We start from the raw sequence: 17,441 nt of genomic DNA, 5'->3' as shown, positions 1-17,441 counted from the left end.
TATGGCAGACCGCCTCTCGATTTACCGCGGTGCCCTCCGACTCCTCGGTCCCTCCAATCTGGCCTCGCTCACGGAAAACCTTCCCGAGAAGCGGGCGCTGGACGGCGCATGGACCGACAGCGTCAACTATATGCTCGAACAGGGCATGTGGAACTTCTCCATCCGGACTGTCGAGCTTTCCTATGACGAGGATGTCGATCCGCTGTTCGGGTTCCAGCATGCTTTCTCCAAGCCGACCGATTGGGTTCGCACGGTCTCGATCTCGGAGACTGCGGATTTCTGCGAAGGCATCCGCCGCTATGAGGACGAGACCAATTACTGGCATGCCGACCCGGAGACGATCTATATCCGCTACGTCTCGAATGACGAGGCCTATGGCTGGAACGTCGGGGCATGGCGCCAAGCGTTTGCCAAGGCTCTTGAAGCCTATCTCGCGTTCGAATGCGGGCTGCCCATCTCTTCCGATCGCGGCAACCGGAACGATCTGTTCAACCTCTTCAAGCAACGCCTTTCCGATGCCAAGTCCAAGGACGCGGTAGACGAGCGGGTGCGGGAGAAGCCCCCCGGCAGATGGACCCGAGCCCGCTTTGCCAACGGCCCGCGAGACCGCTATCGTGGGTAAAGTCTCAACCTATCTCCACAGCATGGCTGTCGGACAGCAGGACGCGCGCGCGCTTCCTCGTATCGATCTTGAGCGGATGCGTCTTGCCGCCGAGGAGCAGACAAACTGGTTGTGCATGGCAACCGGTCCCGGTTTTCTGCGGCCTGGCCTCCAATACATCACGAACACGGACGGAAACGCAGAAGCCAGGATAAAGGAATTCGTGTTTGGGGCTGCTGATGCCGCCCTGATGGAATTCACCGACCAGAGCTTTCGCGTCGTCCTCGATGACGTTCCGATCACCCGCGCGTCGGTTTCCAGCACCGTGACCAACGGCGACTTCTCGTCTGCGGCCGGCTGGACCACGACCGGCATCGGTGGCGGCACATCGACGATCTCCGGTGGCAAACTGACGATGAATGCCGTGACGGTCGAAGGCGTGGCGCAATGCTCGCGCTCGGTCACGACGGCGACCGCCGGCACGGAGCATGCGCTGCGCATCATCGTGGACCGCGGCCCCGTGGTGTTTCGGTGCGGATCGGCGGCAACCAGCGACGACTATATCTCGGAAACGGAACTGCCGACCGGCACACATTCGCTGGCCTTCACGCCGGCAGGCACCTATTACGTCCAGTTCGCCTCAAAAGCCCGGTCCAACAAGATCGTGGACAGCATTCAGGTCGAAGCGGCCGGCATCATGGAATTGCCGACCCCCTGGGTTCTCGCGGACATTGAGAACATCAGGGTTTCCCAATCGGCCGACGTCTGTTTCGTCGCATGCGACGGATATGCGCAGAGACGGATTGAGCGCCGGGCGCAGCGGTCATGGTCGGTATGCCTGTATCAGGCCGACGACGGGCCGTTCCGTGTCAGCAACACAAGCCGGGTGCGCCTCAAGCCGAGCGCGCTGGAAGGCAACATCACCATTACCGCCAGCACGCCCTATTTCACGGCGGACGACGTTGGGAGCCTGCTCAAGCTCAGCCATACGGGCCAGAACGTCATTCAAAAGCTTGGCCAGGAGGACGTCTATTCAGACCCGATCCGCGTGACTGGCATCTATACTGTCGGCCTCAGTGACCGTGACTTTACGTTCGCGATCACGGGGACATGGACAGGGACCGTCAGCCTCCAGCGTTCCTATGACGAGCCGGACGCCGGGTATGTCGCCATCCAGAACTTTACCGGAAACACGTCGGGGCCGCAGGACGACCAGGCGAGCAACGCGATCTACTATTACCGGGCTGCGGTGTTGCCTGGAAATTGGACGTCGGGCGAAGCGACAATAACCATTACCTATGACGGTGGTGGTGGGTTCGGTATCTGCCGGATCACGGCCTACAATTCCGAGACGTCCGTCGATGCGGAAGTCCTGACGCCGTTCAAGAACACCGTCTACACCCGCGATTGGCAGGCCGGCGAATGGTCCGACCGGTTCGGCTGGCCGGCCGCCGTCGCGCTCTCCGATGGGCGCCTGTGGTGGTCTGGGGCAGATCGTATCTGGGGCTCGATCTCCGATGCCTTTTCCTCCTTCGACGAGGAACAGGAAGGCGACAGCGGGCCGATCTCAAGATCGATCGCGACCGGCGGTGTCAACGAAACAAAGTGGCTCCTGTCTCTGCAACGGCTTCTGGTCGGGACAGAGGGAACGGTTGCGACGGTCAAATCGTCGTCGCTCGATGAGCCGCTCACCCCCACGAACTTCGGCATCAGGGATTCCTCGACAACCGGCGCCGCCTCGCTGGACCCGATCAAGGTCGATACCCGCGGCATCTTTGTCGAGCGGGCCGGTACTGCCTTGCTCGAACTCACCTTCGACGGCTCCTCGTCGGAATACATCGCCACCCAGATCAGCAAACTGACCACGGACATATTCTCGTCTGGAGTAAAGGCAACGGCCATCCAGCGCCGCCCCGATACCCGCATCTGGCTTGTGATGGATGATGGTTCCTGCGTCTGCATGGTCTATGAACCGGATCAGCAGGTGCTTGCCTTCATCCCGATCGAGACCGATGGCTATTTCGAAAGCGTGGCGGTGCTCCCGGCTCTTGTGCAGGACCGGGTTTATTTCTCCATCCGCCGCACGGTCAACGGAAACACGGTCAGGCATATCGAGAAGATGGCCCTCGATACCGAAGCCCGGCCTGACACGACGTGCAAGATCATGGATGCCTTCGCCTCCGGGACGAATGGTCCGGCCTCGACGACGATCAATGTCGGAACCCACCTTATCGGCGAATCCGTCGTGGTCTGGGCCGATGGCGCTCCGATCGAGACAAGCTATGGCGTCCCTGCGACCTTTACTGTGGATGGAAGCGGCAACATCACTGTGCCAGAAGCGGTGACGGATTGGGTCGCCGGCCTTCCATACGAGGCTCGATACAAGTCCGCGCGCCTCGCTTACGGCGGGGATGCGGGAACGGCGATGCTCCAGAAGAAGGCAATCAACTCGCTTGGCCTGATCCTGACCGACTTCGCGCGGGCCGGCATAAAATATGGCCCGTCCTTCGACTTCATGGACAGCCTGCCATTGATGACCGATGGCGAGACGCAGCCTGAGATCGTGCTGAGCAGCATCCGGGATGAAGAGCCTGTCACCTTTGCGGGGGAATGGAACACGGACTCCCGCCTCCACATCAAGACACAAAGCCCGTACCCGGCAACCATCCTGGGGATCGTGCTCGCTTTGACAACGAACTGATGCTCGAGATCAAACAGGTTCCTCCGACCTTTCCGAACATTGGCGTGCGGGTGGATCTGCCGGCGCTCGCGTTCGTAGGCGTGGATGACGGCGATATCGTGGGCGTTGGCGGGCTCGCCTGGGGCGGGGGCCGATGCTGGATCTGGCTCCAGATCGACAAGCCAAAGCCGGAATATGCAATCCCTCTGATGCGGAAGACAAAGGCCTTGATCAAAACAGCCCGCCAATTCGGCGACACGGAAGTCTATACGCCCCGTGACTCTTGCTATGCGACATCGGAGAAGCTTTTGAAAGTACTCGGTTTCGAGTTTTTTGGCATCGAACAAATTGTTGATGGACCGGCTGTGGAGATTTGGCGCTATGTCAGGACTTGAACTCGTCGGCTCCCTCCTCGGCGCGGCTGGCACGATTGCTGCCGGGCAGGCTGAGAAAAAGAACCAAGACTATCTGGCGAAGCAGGAAGAGATGCGCGGCCAGGAAGAATTTGCCGCATCGCAGCGCGAAGCCGGGCAGCAGCGCAAGGAAGCCGATCTTGCCATGTCCCGCGCCCAGGCTCTCGCAGCCTCTTCCGGTGGTGGCGCTGGAACGGATGCGCCGACCATCGTCAAGATCATGAGCGACACGGCGGGGCAGGGCGAGTTGAACGCCGGCACGACCATGTATGGCGGCATCTCTCGCAGATCCGGGCTGTACGACAGCGCCAAGGGCCGCAGGGCAGCCGGCAAGGCGTCTCTGATGGGTAGCGTGCTCTCCGGCTTCGGCCAGGCTGCAAGCGGCATTGGGAAAGCCTTCCCGAAAGGAAGCTTCGGCTGATGGCAAAACTCCCAACCCGATACGACATCAGTCAGCAGCCTTCCGGCCGCTCTGGGCGCATGCTTGCGGAATACGATACGTCCGCGATCGGCAAAGGGCTCGCCAGTCTTGGCGGCTCGCTGCAGGGTCTCGGTGCTGAAATCCAGCAGCAGCGGGATACCGTCGATCTCGCGCGCGCCGAAGCCTACAAGACCAAGGGCTTTATCGACGTCACGAACGAATTCTCCGAAGACGGCGACTATTCGACGTTCAACAAGCGCGCTCCGGAAAGGACGGGAACCGTCGTCAAGACGGCGGCCGACCTGATCCGCAACCCGGCGCTCCGCGAGAAGTGGAAGATCAACGCCGAGACGGACGCGGTTCGCACCAACGACTCCATCGGAGACCGCGGTCGCGCGCTCGGGCGGCAGGCGGAAACAGTAGCCTTCGACGATGCGCTCGAAACCAACCGCCGCATCTATGTCGATCCGGAGACCCCTGAGGAGGCGAAAGCCAAGGCGCGCGCCGATATCGAGGGCGCTATCCAGATCGGCGAAGAGAAGGGACTGCTGACACCTGAACAGGCTGCCGCTCGCCGGGACCAGTATGTCAAGAACGCCGAGTTCAGCCGGGCGAAGCTGTTTGCTGAGAAAGATCCTTCCGCTATCCTGGACTGGTCCGGCAAAACCCCGTCCATCATTGACTCCATCACCACGGTCGAAAGCACGGGGAATGCAGGCGCCGAATCCCCAAAGGGAGCGTCCGGCCTTATGCAGGTCATGCCGGAGACCGGCGCCGAAATCGCGCGGGAGCTTGGAGACAAGAATTTCCCGGTCGGCGGCACGATCGAGCAGCAGAAGGCCTACCTCAAGAACCCCACGGTCAGCCGCCAATACGGCACACACTACTTCGGCAAGATGCTGGCACGCTATGACGGCGACACCGAAGCGGCGCTTATCGCCTACAATGGCGGGGCGCAGCGTGCGGATGATTGGCTATCGTCCGGCCGCGATGACTCGGTCATCCCAAAGGAGAGCGCCGACTATTACAAGAAGGTTCTGGCGAATACCGGTGTATCCAAGATGGATATCTCCCCGTCCGACGTCCAGCGCTCCAAGGCCTTCCTGCAGACTCGCACAGACAAGGATGCCTCGCATATCCAGGGTTTGAACGACACCTTTTCCGTCAAACTCGCCCGGTTCTTCGATGCCGCGCCTCCGGAAATCAAGGCTGGCCTCGGCATCTATTCCGGCGCTCGCACGATCGATCGTCAGCAGGAACTATGGGACGAGGCCTTGAAGAAATACGGCTCGCCTGAAGCTGCCCGCAAGTGGGTAGCGCCTCCGGGCAAGAGCGAGCACAATCATGGGACCGCGGCCGACCTGTCTTACAACGGTCAGTCTCTTGCCGGCGCTCCGCCCGAAGTCGTCAAGTGGGTTCATGAAAACGCCCCACAGTATGGACTGAAGTTCCCGCTCGGGAATGAAAATTGGCATATCGAGGATGCCGGTACTCGCGGAGGAACAAGGGTTGCGTCGGCCGCGCCTTCATGGTGGAACGATCTCTCACCGGAGCAGAGGCAGATTGCCACGAATGCCGCGGAGACTAGGAAGCGGCAGATTTCTGCGGAGCAGCAGGGCGCAATCGAAAACGTCGTGCAGAACGCCCCGGCCGCCATCCAGAATACCGGCAGCTATTCTGGATCGACGCCTTCCATGCAGCAATTCATGGAGGCCTATGGCCCGCAAGAGGGTGCCCAGAGATATGCCAAGTTCTCGACCGCGCTTGAAGTGGCTGACCAGTCGTACAACTTCCGCACTCTGTCAGCACAGGATATCCAGCAGGTCGTGGAAGCTGCCGTTCCGACGTCAAGCGGCAATGACGCCGCACTGGAGGGCGCCCGATACAGCGCTCTCCAGCAGGCAGCAGCGACCACTTTGGCGGCTCGCAAAGCCGACCCTTCCGCCTACACCATGCAGGTATTCCCGAGTGTAGGGAGAGCTTGGGAAGATGCAGAGGCCAGCGGTAACTATCAGCCGGCGATGACGGCAATGGCCGCAGCGCAACAGCAACTTGGCATCCAGAACATGCAGCTTCTGCCGAAGGCGGTTGCCGATCAGTCGGTGAACAATTTCAAGGATGGCACGTTGCCCGGTCAGGACCGGTTGAACGCTGTCACCGGCCTTGTGTTCTCCACTCCGGACCCGACCCAGCGCCAGGCCGTATTCAAGCAGCTCGTCGATGCAGGGCTACCCCAGACCATGGAAGGTGTCTTCGAGGCCGTCGCCCGCGGTGACCAGGGGGCGGCAACCCGCCTGATGGAGGCGGTCACGGTTGACCCGGCCAAGCTCCCCAACAGTGGAGAGAACACGCCGGCCGTCATCACGGAGAACATCTATAGCAATGTCTGGGCTCCCGGAGAGGTTGGGTATACCGCCTATGGCCTTTCCTATGGGGATGCGTCCAGCTTGGAGCGTGCCCAGCGCGGAACGGAACTCCTGAACAAGGCCGTCCGTCTCCGGATTTCCCGAGGCGAGGATATGCAGACGGCGGTTGACGGGGCGAAGAAAGACCTGTTCGGCGACAAGGTCGTGTTTGACGGCTTCTCTGGCGTGAATGCCGATATCGCAGTTGATCCCGATGTGGACCAGGCAGCCTTGAATTCTGGCCTCAATGCCTCGAAAGACGTGTTTCGCGAGGCTCTGGCCACTCAGCGCGACCGCATTGTCTCAGGAACGAACGCTCCGGCCGCCGATGGGCAGAAGGCTATCCTCGACACCGCCACCGAAAACCGGATCAACGACATCGTCAGCAATGGCGTCTTCGTCCAGACCGGCGGCGGTATCGGGTTGCGTGATCCCTATACCGGGCAGTTCGTCGCCGGACCAGACGGCAAGCCTTTGACGCTCTCCATGGAGGAAGTGATATCGCTGGCTCCCGGTTGGGACGATAGCCAGCGCACGCAGCCAACTACCGGAAGGCCTCTTGGCGGATGGGCCGGACGCGCTCGCCAGAACAGGACAGGCCAGTGAGTTTCCAGTTCATCCAGAACCCGCTCGGCGCCGGTCTCGACAACGCATCACTGATCGAATCCTCCCTTGATCAGCCGATGTCTCTCGGGTCAACCTTCTTCGATCAGGCAAAGGGCGGCATTCTCGAAAGCTTTGGCCTCGGCACGGCTATCCGCGAGGGAAGTCTGCCGGCGGAAGCGCCAACGAAACCCGAACTGATGATCACTCCACCGGAAGGAACCGGCCCCGTTCTCGTGCCTGATACTCCGCAGATGCGCCGCCGGCGAACGGTCTTCGAATCCGTCAATCCTGAGCTGAGCCTGCAGGCGAGACCGGAAGCGCCACAGGAACTCCAGAAGCGGCAGGAGGAAGCCGGCGCATTGAGCGAGGATGCATACAAGGCATCGCCATTCTTCCGCAAGGATATCCCGTGGCAGAACGGCATGACGGCCGAGCGCGCCGCGGCACTGGCTGAACAGGACGATTACCGCAAGGTCCGGCAGTTCTACGCCAGCAAACGGCCGATCACGTCGTTCTTCGGCAATCTCGGGGGCCAGGCTCTCGACCCGATCAACTATATCCCGGTTGCCGGCGAGGTGGTGGCTGCGGCAAATGTCGCGCGGTTCGGTCGGGTTGCCGGTCGAGCGCTGACAAGCTCCATCGATGCGGCCGCGAATACCGCGATTGCAGGACTGGCCACAGCCCCGATCCGGCAATCGCTTGGCGACGATGTCTCGTGGCAATCGACGATCTCTCAGGTTGCCATGGCGGCCGTGATCGGCGGGGCGTTTGGCGCGGTCGCTGGTCGGTTTGGGCGGGCAACGCCAACGGAATTAAGGGCGGAGGCGGAAAGCAAGCTCGCCACGCTCCAGAACGTGCAGGAGGCGCGTGTCGCCCTGAATGACGCCCTGGATGGGATGATCAACAAGGGCGAGGTTGAGGTTTCTCCCGCAAGTGCTGATGTCGTGGCTCGCGTTGCCGACCTCGAACTCCCCAAGGTGGTTATCGAGCGGATGGCCCGGGAAGCCGACACGGCGGCATTCGAGCGCCTCGACAATCTGAACCGCACATTCGAAATCAACGACGCTGAAATCCGGCGCCTTCAGGGCGAGACGATGGACAACCGGCGCTTTGGTCCGGTGCGCGCCGCGATGATCGAGGCCGACAGACTGGCGGAACGCGTTCGGAATGCCGACGACGCGCTCCAGAAGGCGGCCACAGAGAAACAGCGCCAGATCGAAACGACAAGAGCGGAAAAGGCCCGTGAGGATCTTCGCCGCCATCTTGCGACGATCGATGACAACGCCGTCCAGCAGCTTGAAGATGTGGACGCAGCTCTTGCCGCGCGACGGACCGCAAATGAACCCGTTGCCCGGGAGAGGGCCGAACTAACGGCCAAGGCTGCAGCGCTTCGATCTGAAGCACAGGCGCGCTATTGGGCAGAGCGACCGGCGCCGGCTGTTCGTCGGGCGGCGGAAGCTTCGAATGCACAGGCCGCCCCGGCACCTGTTATCGACCCCGCTCCTGCAGAAGCGATGAAAAGGGTCGGACGCCCGGAAGCGCCGCGCGAAGCCGCGGAGCAGTATCGGGTCAATCCGGAAACCGGAGAGTTCGCGGAACAGGGTGAGCTCGACCAGCTTATCGCCGCCGGCCGGATCACCGAAGAAGACCGAGCCGCGCTCGACAGCGCAGACGAGACATTGAAATCCGCGAACGCTTACGGTGAAGCCGTCAAAGCCTTCGCGAACTGCGCGGTGTAGAATGGCTGATGAATTCAAAGGCTCCGCTTGCTATTCCGCTGCGGCAAATGCTGCAAAGGCGGCAGGCGAAGAACTGTCCGAACGGGACATGGCCGCTGCCTATCGCGCCGCGCAGCAGGAACGCCAGCGCCTACGGGATGCCGGCGTGACCGATGGGGTTGACGAGAAGGTGAGGCAAGCCGCCGAGCGTCTGGCTGAACGAACCCGGATCGCCGCCGCCCTCCAGAAGCGCCATGCCGCATTGAACATTCTGGCCCGGGACAAGCTTGACCAGACCATCGAAGCCTTCAAGGCTGCCGGCCTCTCCCCTCGCAATGCACTGCTTGCCGTCATGGAAGGCACACAGCAGGGCGTGGCAGGCGCCCGCAACTCGGTCTATGCCCGCACGCTTGGATATGAGGCCCGTTATGTCGGCGGCATGATGTCCGAGATCCAGCGGGAACGCCCGCATCTGGTCAACACCCTATCCGACAAGCGCCTTTCCGACGACGTCTTCCGTGAGATGGGCGAGCTTCGCGAAGGCGGCAAGCCGGGGGTGACCGGGAATGACGATGCCAGGTATCTGGCCGGCGTCTTCGCCAAATATGCGGAGATGAGCCGCACGGAACTGAACAAGCTCGGCGCCTCGATCGGCAAGCTGGACGGATGGGCAGGCGCCCAGGTCCATGACGACATGAAGATGATTGCGGCAGGCAAGGATAGTTGGGTCGAAAGCATCGCCCCGCTGCTCGACCTCAACCGCACCTTTCCGGATGCCGGCGGCCCGAACGAGGTAAAGGAAATCCTCGGGGACGTCTACGATACCCTGATCACGGGCGTTCCGAACAAAGCCACGGGGAAAGAGAAGGGCCAGCGCGTCAACCCGGCCAATCTCGCCAAGAGCCTGGGCAAGAACCGTGTCATGCATTTCAAGGATGCGGAAAGCGCCTTGGTCTACCGGGATGCCTTCGGTTACGGCAATTCCATCTATGGCGTCATGGCCCACCAGCGCCGCGCCGCACAGATGGCCGGCCAGATGGAAGTCTTCGGCCCTAACCCGGAGATCATGTTCAACAGCCTCGTCGAGGCGGAACGTCGGAAGCTTCGGGATAGCGAGACACTATCGCCGTCCGAAAAGGTCAAGGAGATCGAAAAGCTCAATGCCGAGGCCGGCGCGCTTCGCGGTGCCTTCGATGTGATGTCCGGCGCCATCTCCAGGCCGGGCAGCGTCAAGGTCGCCAAGATTGCCGGCGACATCCGGGCGGTCCAGAGCATGGCCAAGCTGGGCGGCGCGGTGCTGACCGCAATGCCGACCGATATCGTCGGCGCTGCGCAATCCGCCATGTTCCGCGGCTCCGGCTTCTGGAATGGTATGGTTGAACAGGTCAGCGGCATCTTTCGCGGACGCCCGAAGAATGAGCAGGCAGAGATTTCATTCCTGTTCGGCGAAGGTTTTGACAGCTTGATCGGGGAAGTCATGTCGCGCGGCATGGCCAGTGATGGCCCGGTCGGGAAACTGAGCCGCCTGCAGGAGACGTTCTTCAAGTGGAACGGCCTCAACTGGTGGACCGATGTTGGGCGCTCTGTCGTGGGGCGCACGGTTGCGGCCGAGATGGGCATGCGATCCAGATCGTCCTTCGGGGATTTGCCGGCCAATTACCGCCACGTTCTCGGGCTGCATGGCATTACCGAACCGAAATGGGAAGCGCTGCGCCAGGCAGGCGCCCGCGAGATCGACGGGAAGTCCTATATCACTCCTGACGCAATCCGTGATCTGCCGGACACCGCTATCGAGCCGCTCGTGTCGGACCGTCTGGCAACGGCAAAGACAGATGAGCGCAAGGCCGAGATCCTCAACGACGGGCGCCGGGAGCTTGAACTCGATCTTCTGCGCTTCGTGGCCGACGAGACCAACTACGCGATCGTCGAGACCGACGCCGCAAGCCGGCGCATCTCTACCCTCGGGACAAGGCCGGGAACGTTCGCTGGCGAGGCAGCGCGCTTTGTCATGCAGTTCAAGGGGTTTCCGATCGCGTTCTCTCAACGCATCCTCGGGCGTGCGCTGTTCGGCGGCAAGGGAGCGACCAAATACGAGCGCATCATGAACAATGCCCCGCACCTCGGGGCGCTTATGGCTGGTCTGACCGTCGCCGGCTACATGGCCATGACGATGAAGGACGCTGCAAAGGGATACTGGCCGCCACGCGATCCGCTCGACCCGAAGGTGATGACAGCAGCACTGACGCAGGGCGGTGCGCTCGGCATCTATGGCGACTTCCTGTTCGGAGAGGCAAACCGGTTCGGATCCGGAGCGCTCGAAACATTCTCCGGCCCCTTCATCGGGACATTGAGCGACGTGATCAACCTGCCCTTGAAGGCGCGCACTGCAATCGAGAAGGGCGAGAAGCCGAAGATGGCGGGCGATCTGTTGAACCTTGCACTCAGCAACACGCCGTTCATCAACCTTGCCTACACCCGTCCGGCGCTCGACGTCCTGTTCATCAACTCGCTGAAGAATTGGGCGAGTCCCGGTTATACGAACCGGCAGAGGAAGACGCGCCTCAAGGACTATGGCCAAACTTCGCCATTGCCAGCAACCCTATCAGAAGCCCTGCGATAACCAGGATCGCCCAGCTATGCAGGGTTCCGGTCAATAGGGCTTTGGCGCCTTTCAGACCGTCAACCACGTATCCGACCGCAAGCAGCGTGGTCACGAGCCAAAAGGCGGCAATGACCCCGCCGTTTGCTCCGGCGTCGAGCATGATTCCGGAAATCAGGGCGGGAATGAAGATGGCAGCCAGAAATCTGGCGAACTGCGAAACGTCCTTGCTCATCTCCGGCCGAACCTCCGGACGAGGAGGAACAATGCCAGGACCGCGAGAAGCAGCGGCACCATCAGGACATATTGCCCGTCGATCTCGCGTTCTCTCTGCTGCGCCATGGCGGAGGACTGGAATGTCCTGTCGTCCAAGGGCGTGCCTACCGGATTTGGGATGAAGTCGAAACTGGCGATCATATGGTTCATGCGTTCCCTTTAGGGTCAAACAAGATCGCCGCCTCGTAGACCGAAATTACCCGACAACCTGAAGAAACTCAAGGCTCCCTCTCCGGGGGCCTTTTCCATGGGAAAATCAAATGGCCTCTACCGCAATTGACCGTCTCGACGGGCTCTCGTCTTCGGCTGCCATCAAAGGCCCCGCGCGGGTCGCGACGACAGCAAACATCAGCCTCTATGGCCTGCAGACGATCGACGGCGTTGCGCTCGCGCAGGACGACCGGGTGCTGGTCAAGAACCAGACGGACGCCTCGGAGAACGGGGTCTATGTCGTGGACACCGGCCAGTGGCGCAGATCGACGGACTTCAACAAGACGCGGGATGTCGTCAAGGGCTCCATCGTCTATGTGACCAACGGGACGGTGAACGCTACCACCCTCTGGATTGTATCGGCAGAAAACCCGGTTGTCGTCGGGACCGATGACATTACGTTCTCGGATGGCATTGTCTTGCCGGAAGCGCAGGAGATGACTGTCGTGTCCCGCGCGGCCGGGTTCACGGCGGGCAACGACGACAACGACTCGTTCCAGCGCTGCACTGCGGCCATCACGATCGCCATTGATGCCGTAGCCACCTTGGATGCGAATTGGCACATGTGGGTTTCAGCCCAAGGCGGGGCCGTCGTCATCGACCCGAATGCCGCCGAGACCATCGACGGCTCGGCAACTCTAACCATACCGGACGGCTATACGGCCCTGATCGTCTCTACCGGATCAGCCTTCTTCAGCGACAAAATGTCAACGACCATCCCGGCGGCAATCGCGGCCGCTGTCGCTGCAGGCATCAGCACCAAGGCGGATTTGCTCAACCCCTTCACCGACATCGCCAGCGCAACCACGACCACGATCGCAGGCGTGGCTTCTCAGAGTGTGCGGATCACCGGCACAACTACCATCACGTCTTTGGGCACCGCGACCGCAGGCACCGTGCGTCTCGTCAAGTTCGCTGCCGCTCTCACGCTGACGAACAACGCCAACATCATCATCCCGACCGGGGCGAATATCACGACGACCGCGGATGACGTCATGTTCGCCATCTCGGAAGGCACGACGATCTGGCGAATCCTCTGGTATCGCGGCGCTCTTGTGACGAGCGACTGGACGACGGGAACCAAGACGACCCCAGGGATGCCTACGCCCGCCCAGATCGCGGCTGCGATTGCCGCTCTTGGGAGTGCCGCCGCACCATTCGTGAGTTCGCAGCAGACCATTACGGCTGCTGGCGCGCTCACGCTTGCCCACGGATTGGGCGCGAGGCCGACGATATTCCAGGCCGAGCTTGTCTGCACGACGGCTGAAAATGGCTATTCGATCAACGATATCGTCCCATTGATGTGCGTTGATTTCGGCGACACGTCGCGCGGGTGTGTGATCACGGCGGATGCGACGAACATCTACGTCCGATACGGCTCGACCGCCACGACGTTTGCTCTCCCCAACAAGACAACCGGCACAGGCGTCGCCCTTACAAATTCGAGCTGGCGTCTGGTGATAAGGGCCAAGCTGTCATGAGCACCGTTCACTATGTCAATGACGACGGCGTGCATCAGGGAGGATGGGACGGGTCAACCCCGCCTCCGGGCCTTCATGCCGTTCCATCCGCGCCAGACGACGCTCGGCAGATCTGGGACTTCGACACGGAAACATGGTCGATTTTGGAGGTTCCGGCATTGGACGTGCCGCCAGTCCAGATCGCCTGCGTCCTTCACGCCATCACAGACGGCGGGGACGTCACCGGGTTCGGTGGGTCTTTCCGCATCGCGGCCATGTGGATGCCAGACGTCGGCACGGTCATCGTGATCTTTACCCAGCACCTAGGGGAGGCCGAACCTTTCGCCGTCTCAAATAACGGCGTCAGCATTTCGGTAGCCGAGTGGGGCGGGGACTTTGCAACCATTGAAATTCGAGATCACGCCGGGGGATCTCTTATCACGCCCGCACACTTCGGCTTTTCGCTTTATAACCTCTGAGGTTGGAGAAATGGAAATGAGCAAGCTCGTACTGGAAAAGATGATCAACGGCGAAATGCAACCGGTTATTCCGACCTGCTATTCGGGACTTGAGGGCTATGTGGCGCACCAGCAGCTCAAGACCGAGCCCGACGGCGCCCCCGGTAAGCCGATATGGGTCTGGAACACGATCCCCAACGAGGCGAATGTCATCGGCATGCTGACGACTGGCGCGATCATCTGCCAAGCGACGGCAGCACAGACCCAGGTCTTGATCAATGCCTTCAAGGCAAACCCGACTGCGCAGCCGGACGGCCCTGACGGCGTCCTCATCTACGCCGAATAATCAGGTCCGATAAACTCGGAACCGCCAGAGGCCCATACGTGATGTGGCCTCTGGCGACCGCTCAATCTCCACGGCTTGCGAAGATGCGATCTATGCTGATTTTAGCCGACACTTGCGAGGCGGCCGCACGGCTTAGGTGGTTGTCATCGAATAGGATGGGGTGTCCATCTTGCACCATATTGCAAATGCCGCGAGAGCAAAGCGCATCTGTGGGGTCTACGATTGTAACGCTTGGGAATTTGGCGGCGATCTTGTTTAGCATGTCGGAAGCCTGACGCGTGGCTTTTCGGTGCTCCGCCATGGGAAGAACCAATTGGTCAAGCCGTCCGATCCTTTCCAACCGAGCGGCAGCCAGAGGGATAGAGAATCCGGTTTTCGGTGTGGACGCAATAATGACGACATGTTTTCCGAATGCCAAAAGGTCTTCAACAGCTCGGCTGAACCCTCGTTCGAACTCGCCTCCGGGCTCCCTGAAGTAGAGTTCATAGTGCGCAGCAAGCACCACTGTTCTGATCTGTTTGTTAGCCGTCAGATAATCTCTGGCGGACGTCGTGAATGCCTCGCATCCTTTTTGGAGCGGCGATCTATACCCGATGGACGGAGGGCAAGAGCTGTACGACAAATTAACGATTGATCTGTGTTCGGCTGCTAGTTGCGACCCGATTGCTTCGGCCAACTCAACACCGTGACTGTCGCCCCACATGGCGACATCAGGCGTTTCACTCATGCCAAATTTGCAGCTGTCCTGAAGGGGAAGCGTGAAGTCGTCGCCGCGGTGGCACCTGGATCGTTGCGAACTGAAGTCATTCGCAGCATCCGCCAGCCGTGCGACGTCAGCCGGCATTCGCATTGGGAAACCTTTCGCCGATGGGATGATGATGCTCACGCCGATTACAGCGGCCGCGCCAAGGCTCGGAGCAATCGCATTGATGAGCATCTGGCGGCGAGACGGCTTCTCGACCAAGAAGTAACTTGCGATGCTCACTGCAATCGCGATTGTCAAGAGAACCACGCTTTCTGTGGGTGACGGCGAGCGCTCCAGGTTGAAGTAACGGAAGTACACCAGGATCGGCCAGTGCCAGAGGTACAGACTATAGGAGATCAGGCCAAGCGCGACGAAGGGGCGCCATGCCAGCACCGAAGACACGGCGTTCGCTCGTTTCGGCCACACAATCAGGCCTGCGCCGACAACGGCCCACCCTGCATTCATACCGGGAAACACATAATTCGAACGAATTGCGGTGAGGCTGATGATCACAAACAGTGCCCCAATGGCCGCGGCGACCCTGGATAGACGCGAAGACTGGATGGCAGGCAGGAACGCAACCAACGCCCCGATTGCAAGTTCCCAAGCCCTTGCGTGCGGGAGATAAAACGCCCCCTTTGGATCGAGGCTGACGTTCCATACCGCATAAGCGAAGCCGAACAGGACCACCGTCGCGAGAGTTGCAACGAACGATCTTCCTGTTCCAAGCGTACGCATCCCCAAAAATAGCAGCAGGGGCCACACAAAATAGAATTGCTCTTCGACGCCTAACGACCAGATATGGAGAAGGGGCTGCAAATCAGCGGCCGTATCGAAATATCCGGTATTCCTAAGAAAATAGAAGTTGGCCAACCCGAGCGCTGAATATTTCGAGCTCTTCGCAAGGGCAACATAGTCGGCAGGCATCAAGAGCCACCAGCCAGCCGCTAGGAGTATGGTCAACATTACCAGCAGTGCCGGGAAAATCCGCCTCAGTCTTCGCAGATAGAAGACTTTGAGCGAAAACTTATCTCGCTCGATCTCCGCTCGCAGGATCGATGTAATGAGAAAGCCGGATATTACAAAGAAGACATCGACGCCGGTGAAGCCACCTGGGAGCCAGGTAGCGCCGTAGTGATAGAGAACGACCCCGGCAACGGCGATCGCACGCAGCCCATCGATGTCCGGACGGTAGCCAAGTTTCACTTTGTCGTCTTTGTCTCGCCGGATTGTTCGACGAGCGCCCGGATTTCCCCGATCGTAGGCCGGTGATCAAGGATGTTCTTCAGTGCATGGTCATCAGACCATTTATCCCGTTGGCGGTCGTTCACGGCAAGAATGTCCCTGAAAATGGATTCCAGAGTGCGCTCCTGCGCTTTCGGCTGTGTGTCCTGCATATGGGCCTCCTGAGGTTGAGGGGGCTTTTTATCAGGGCCTGCGTCTAGCGTCTACCGGGCAGATCCCGGTCACTTCCGTTCACAACACAAAGGAAAACACATGAGCGACCCTGCATGGATTGCAGCGGCGAAGGCTTACCTTGGCCTCAAGGAAGTCAAAGGCCCGCATCACAACCCTCATATCCTGAAATGGTGGAAGAGCATTGGCGCCCCTTTCAAAGACGATGAAACCGCTTGGTGCGGCGCGTTCACGGGCGGCGTTCTCTCGGAGGTTGGCATCAAGCCAGTCTCTGGTGGGGCGTCGGCCAAGGCGTGGCTGAAGCTCCCCGTCAAGCTGGACAAGCCGGCGGTCGGCTGCGTCGTCGTCTTCCATCGCCCTCCTAACCCTGCGAGCGGTCATGTCGGCTTTGTCGTCGGCAAGGATCAGCACGGTAATCTTATGGTGCTCGGCGGCAATCAGGGCGATGCCGTCAATATCAAGCCGTTCTCTACCGCTCGCGTGGCCGGCTACCGCTGGCCTGGCATCTATCCCTACGAAGAGCGTTTCAACCTTCCGGTCGTCAATAGTGACGGCCGGGTATCCAGCAACGAAGCCTGAAAGGAAATCCCGTGTTCAACTCCAATGCCTGGCACAACATCCTCAATATCGTCATCGCCGTTCTGGGCGCCGTCACCGCCTTCTTGATGGCGACCGGCTGCACCACGCTGCCGACTGGCGCGCTCGAATGCTCCGCCTCCTGGATCAGCCCGACCTATACCACCATTGCCGTGACGGCCCTGGCGGTCCTGAAGACGGTCATCAACGTCTTCCGCGATGGCGTCTCGGGCCTGGCCAAGCCGCAGCCGCCGGTCGAAAAATGACCATCTCCACGTCGCTGACGATCCTCAAGCTCCTGCTCTCCCTCGCTGCGTTCTTTGCGCAGCGGGCGAAGCAGAAGGAAATCGAAACGGCGGTGCTCGCCCAATTGGAGAACCTCCATGGAAAGCGCGTGGATAAGGCGGTCGCTGCTCGTGACGCTGTTCTTGCTGGCAAGCTGCAGCCCGACCCTGACGACCCGAACCGGCGGGACTGACGCGACCGGGACGGAACAGTCGATCGCCGCGGA

17 protein-coding genes are annotated in these 17,441 nt (G+C 60.6%); 13 read left to right on the top strand and 4 right to left on the bottom strand.

Annotated elements, in window-relative coordinates; all coding sequences use genetic code 11:
* Position 1 precedes the first annotated feature (1 nt).
* From ABCW43_RS00085 to ABCW43_RS00055, 7 genes are read left to right on the top strand one after another with little or no spacing between them, the layout of a single operon-like run.
* Positions 2–622 carry a phage connector family protein gene (locus ABCW43_RS00085; RefSeq protein WP_345921574.1) on the top strand — a complete coding sequence of 207 codons (621 nt, stop codon included), beginning with the start codon at positions 2–4 and terminating at the stop codon, positions 620–622.
* Positions 615–3,302, top strand: coding sequence for a phage tail protein (locus tag ABCW43_RS00080; RefSeq protein ID WP_345921573.1), 2,688 nt, complete (start codon positions 615–617; stop codon positions 3,300–3,302). The genes ABCW43_RS00085 and ABCW43_RS00080 overlap by 8 nt, the downstream gene beginning before the upstream one ends.
* Entirely contained in the window at positions 3,302–3,676 is a 375-nt protein-coding gene (locus tag ABCW43_RS00075; RefSeq protein WP_345921572.1) for a hypothetical protein, read from the top strand. The genes ABCW43_RS00080 and ABCW43_RS00075 overlap by 1 nt, the downstream gene beginning before the upstream one ends.
* Positions 3,663–4,115 (top strand): hypothetical protein, encoded by a 453-nt coding sequence (locus tag ABCW43_RS00070; protein ID WP_345921571.1) that lies wholly within the window; start codon positions 3,663–3,665, stop codon positions 4,113–4,115. The genes ABCW43_RS00075 and ABCW43_RS00070 overlap by 14 nt, the downstream gene beginning before the upstream one ends.
* A complete protein-coding gene (locus tag ABCW43_RS00065; RefSeq protein ID WP_345921570.1) occupies positions 4,115–7,126 on the top strand; it encodes a transglycosylase SLT domain-containing protein in 3,012 nt (1,003 codons plus the stop codon). Before ABCW43_RS00070 ends, ABCW43_RS00065 begins: the two co-directional genes overlap by 1 nt.
* Positions 7,123–8,865: a hypothetical protein gene (locus tag ABCW43_RS00060; protein ID WP_345921569.1), complete on the top strand. Its 1,743-nt coding sequence runs from the start codon at positions 7,123–7,125 to the stop codon at positions 8,863–8,865. The genes ABCW43_RS00065 and ABCW43_RS00060 overlap by 4 nt, the downstream gene beginning before the upstream one ends.
* Position 8,866: 1 nt before the next feature.
* Positions 8,867–11,464 carry a hypothetical protein gene (locus ABCW43_RS00055; RefSeq protein WP_345921568.1) on the top strand — a complete coding sequence of 866 codons (2,598 nt, stop codon included), beginning with the start codon at positions 8,867–8,869 and terminating at the stop codon, positions 11,462–11,464.
* Here ABCW43_RS00055 and ABCW43_RS00050 read toward each other — a convergent pair.
* Together ABCW43_RS00050 and ABCW43_RS00045 are read right to left on the bottom strand one after the other, a co-directional pair.
* Positions 11,406–11,678, bottom strand: coding sequence for a hypothetical protein (locus ABCW43_RS00050; protein ID WP_345921567.1), 273 nt, complete (start codon positions 11,676–11,678; stop codon positions 11,406–11,408). The two genes, ABCW43_RS00055 and ABCW43_RS00050, sit on opposite strands and share 59 nt — an antisense overlap.
* Positions 11,675–11,869, bottom strand: a complete 195-nt coding sequence (locus ABCW43_RS00045; RefSeq protein WP_345921566.1) for a hypothetical protein — start codon at positions 11,867–11,869, stop codon at positions 11,675–11,677. The genes ABCW43_RS00050 and ABCW43_RS00045 overlap by 4 nt, the downstream gene beginning before the upstream one ends.
* 110 nt (positions 11,870–11,979) lie before the next feature.
* Between ABCW43_RS00045 and ABCW43_RS00040 the strand changes: the two genes are divergently transcribed.
* From ABCW43_RS00040 to ABCW43_RS00030, 3 genes are read left to right on the top strand one after another with little or no spacing between them, the layout of a single operon-like run.
* Positions 11,980–13,410, top strand: a complete 1,431-nt coding sequence (locus ABCW43_RS00040) for a hypothetical protein (RefSeq protein ID WP_345921565.1) — start codon at positions 11,980–11,982, stop codon at positions 13,408–13,410.
* Entirely contained in the window at positions 13,407–13,868 is a 462-nt protein-coding gene (locus tag ABCW43_RS00035) for a hypothetical protein (RefSeq protein WP_345921564.1), read from the top strand. The genes ABCW43_RS00040 and ABCW43_RS00035 overlap by 4 nt, the downstream gene beginning before the upstream one ends.
* A 16-nt stretch (positions 13,869–13,884) precedes the next feature.
* A complete protein-coding gene (locus ABCW43_RS00030; protein WP_345921563.1) occupies positions 13,885–14,193 on the top strand; it encodes a hypothetical protein in 309 nt (102 codons plus the stop codon).
* Between the two features lie 61 nt (positions 14,194–14,254).
* Here the strand turns inward: ABCW43_RS00030 and ABCW43_RS00025 are convergent, their stop codons facing one another.
* Both ABCW43_RS00025 and ABCW43_RS00020 read right to left on the bottom strand, forming a co-directional pair.
* Entirely contained in the window at positions 14,255–16,144 is a 1,890-nt protein-coding gene (locus ABCW43_RS00025) for an acyltransferase family protein (protein ID WP_345921562.1), read from the bottom strand.
* Positions 16,141–16,335, bottom strand: a complete 195-nt coding sequence (locus tag ABCW43_RS00020; RefSeq protein WP_345921561.1) for a hypothetical protein — start codon at positions 16,333–16,335, stop codon at positions 16,141–16,143. Before ABCW43_RS00020 ends, ABCW43_RS00025 begins: the two co-directional genes overlap by 4 nt.
* Positions 16,336–16,435: 100 nt before the next feature.
* On the opposite strand from ABCW43_RS00020, the gene ABCW43_RS00015 reads away from it, so the two are divergent.
* Genes ABCW43_RS00015 through ABCW43_RS00005 form a run of 3 tightly spaced genes read left to right on the top strand, consistent with a single transcriptional unit; the run spans position 16,436 to position 17,408 of the window.
* Positions 16,436–16,933, top strand: a complete 498-nt coding sequence (locus ABCW43_RS00015; RefSeq protein ID WP_345921560.1) for a TIGR02594 family protein — start codon at positions 16,436–16,438, stop codon at positions 16,931–16,933.
* A gap of 11 nt (positions 16,934–16,944) precedes the next feature.
* Positions 16,945–17,196 (top strand): hypothetical protein, encoded by a 252-nt coding sequence (locus ABCW43_RS00010; RefSeq protein WP_345921559.1) that lies wholly within the window; start codon positions 16,945–16,947, stop codon positions 17,194–17,196.
* Complete coding sequence (locus tag ABCW43_RS00005) at positions 17,193–17,408, top strand: hypothetical protein (RefSeq protein WP_345921558.1); 216 nt, start codon at positions 17,193–17,195, stop codon at positions 17,406–17,408. The genes ABCW43_RS00010 and ABCW43_RS00005 overlap by 4 nt, the downstream gene beginning before the upstream one ends.
* Positions 17,409–17,441 lie beyond the last annotated feature (33 nt).

This window comes from Neorhizobium tunisiense, from assembly GCF_039631515.1.
In the GTDB taxonomy this organism is placed as follows: domain Bacteria; phylum Pseudomonadota; class Alphaproteobacteria; order Rhizobiales; family Rhizobiaceae; genus Neorhizobium.
This window is presented reverse-complemented; position numbering and strand designations above follow the sequence as displayed.

Excerpts from the sequence above, each read along its gene's own strand:
- ABCW43_RS00045 (WP_345921566.1), bottom strand. The coding sequence starts at position 11,869 with ATGAACCATATGATCGCCAGTTTCGACTTCATCCCAAATCCGGTAGGC.
- ABCW43_RS00085 (WP_345921574.1), top strand. The coding sequence starts at position 2 with ATGGCAGACCGCCTCTCGATTTACCGCGGTGCCCTCCGACTCCTCGGT.
- ABCW43_RS00030 (WP_345921563.1), top strand. The coding sequence starts at position 13,885 with ATGAGCAAGCTCGTACTGGAAAAGATGATCAACGGCGAAATGCAACCG.
- ABCW43_RS00070 (WP_345921571.1), top strand. The coding sequence starts at position 3,663 with ATGTCAGGACTTGAACTCGTCGGCTCCCTCCTCGGCGCGGCTGGCACG.
- ABCW43_RS00050 (WP_345921567.1), bottom strand. The coding sequence starts at position 11,678 with ATGAGCAAGGACGTTTCGCAGTTCGCCAGATTTCTGGCTGCCATCTTC.
- ABCW43_RS00015 (WP_345921560.1), top strand. The coding sequence starts at position 16,436 with ATGAGCGACCCTGCATGGATTGCAGCGGCGAAGGCTTACCTTGGCCTC.
- ABCW43_RS00055 (WP_345921568.1), top strand. The coding sequence starts at position 8,867 with ATGGCTGATGAATTCAAAGGCTCCGCTTGCTATTCCGCTGCGGCAAAT.
- ABCW43_RS00040 (WP_345921565.1), top strand. The coding sequence starts at position 11,980 with ATGGCCTCTACCGCAATTGACCGTCTCGACGGGCTCTCGTCTTCGGCT.
- ABCW43_RS00065 (WP_345921570.1), top strand. The coding sequence starts at position 4,115 with ATGGCAAAACTCCCAACCCGATACGACATCAGTCAGCAGCCTTCCGGC.
- ABCW43_RS00035 (WP_345921564.1), top strand. The coding sequence starts at position 13,407 with ATGAGCACCGTTCACTATGTCAATGACGACGGCGTGCATCAGGGAGGA.
- ABCW43_RS00020 (WP_345921561.1), bottom strand. The coding sequence starts at position 16,335 with ATGCAGGACACACAGCCGAAAGCGCAGGAGCGCACTCTGGAATCCATT.
- ABCW43_RS00005 (WP_345921558.1), top strand. The coding sequence starts at position 17,193 with ATGACCATCTCCACGTCGCTGACGATCCTCAAGCTCCTGCTCTCCCTC.
- ABCW43_RS00075 (WP_345921572.1), top strand. The coding sequence starts at position 3,302 with ATGCTCGAGATCAAACAGGTTCCTCCGACCTTTCCGAACATTGGCGTG.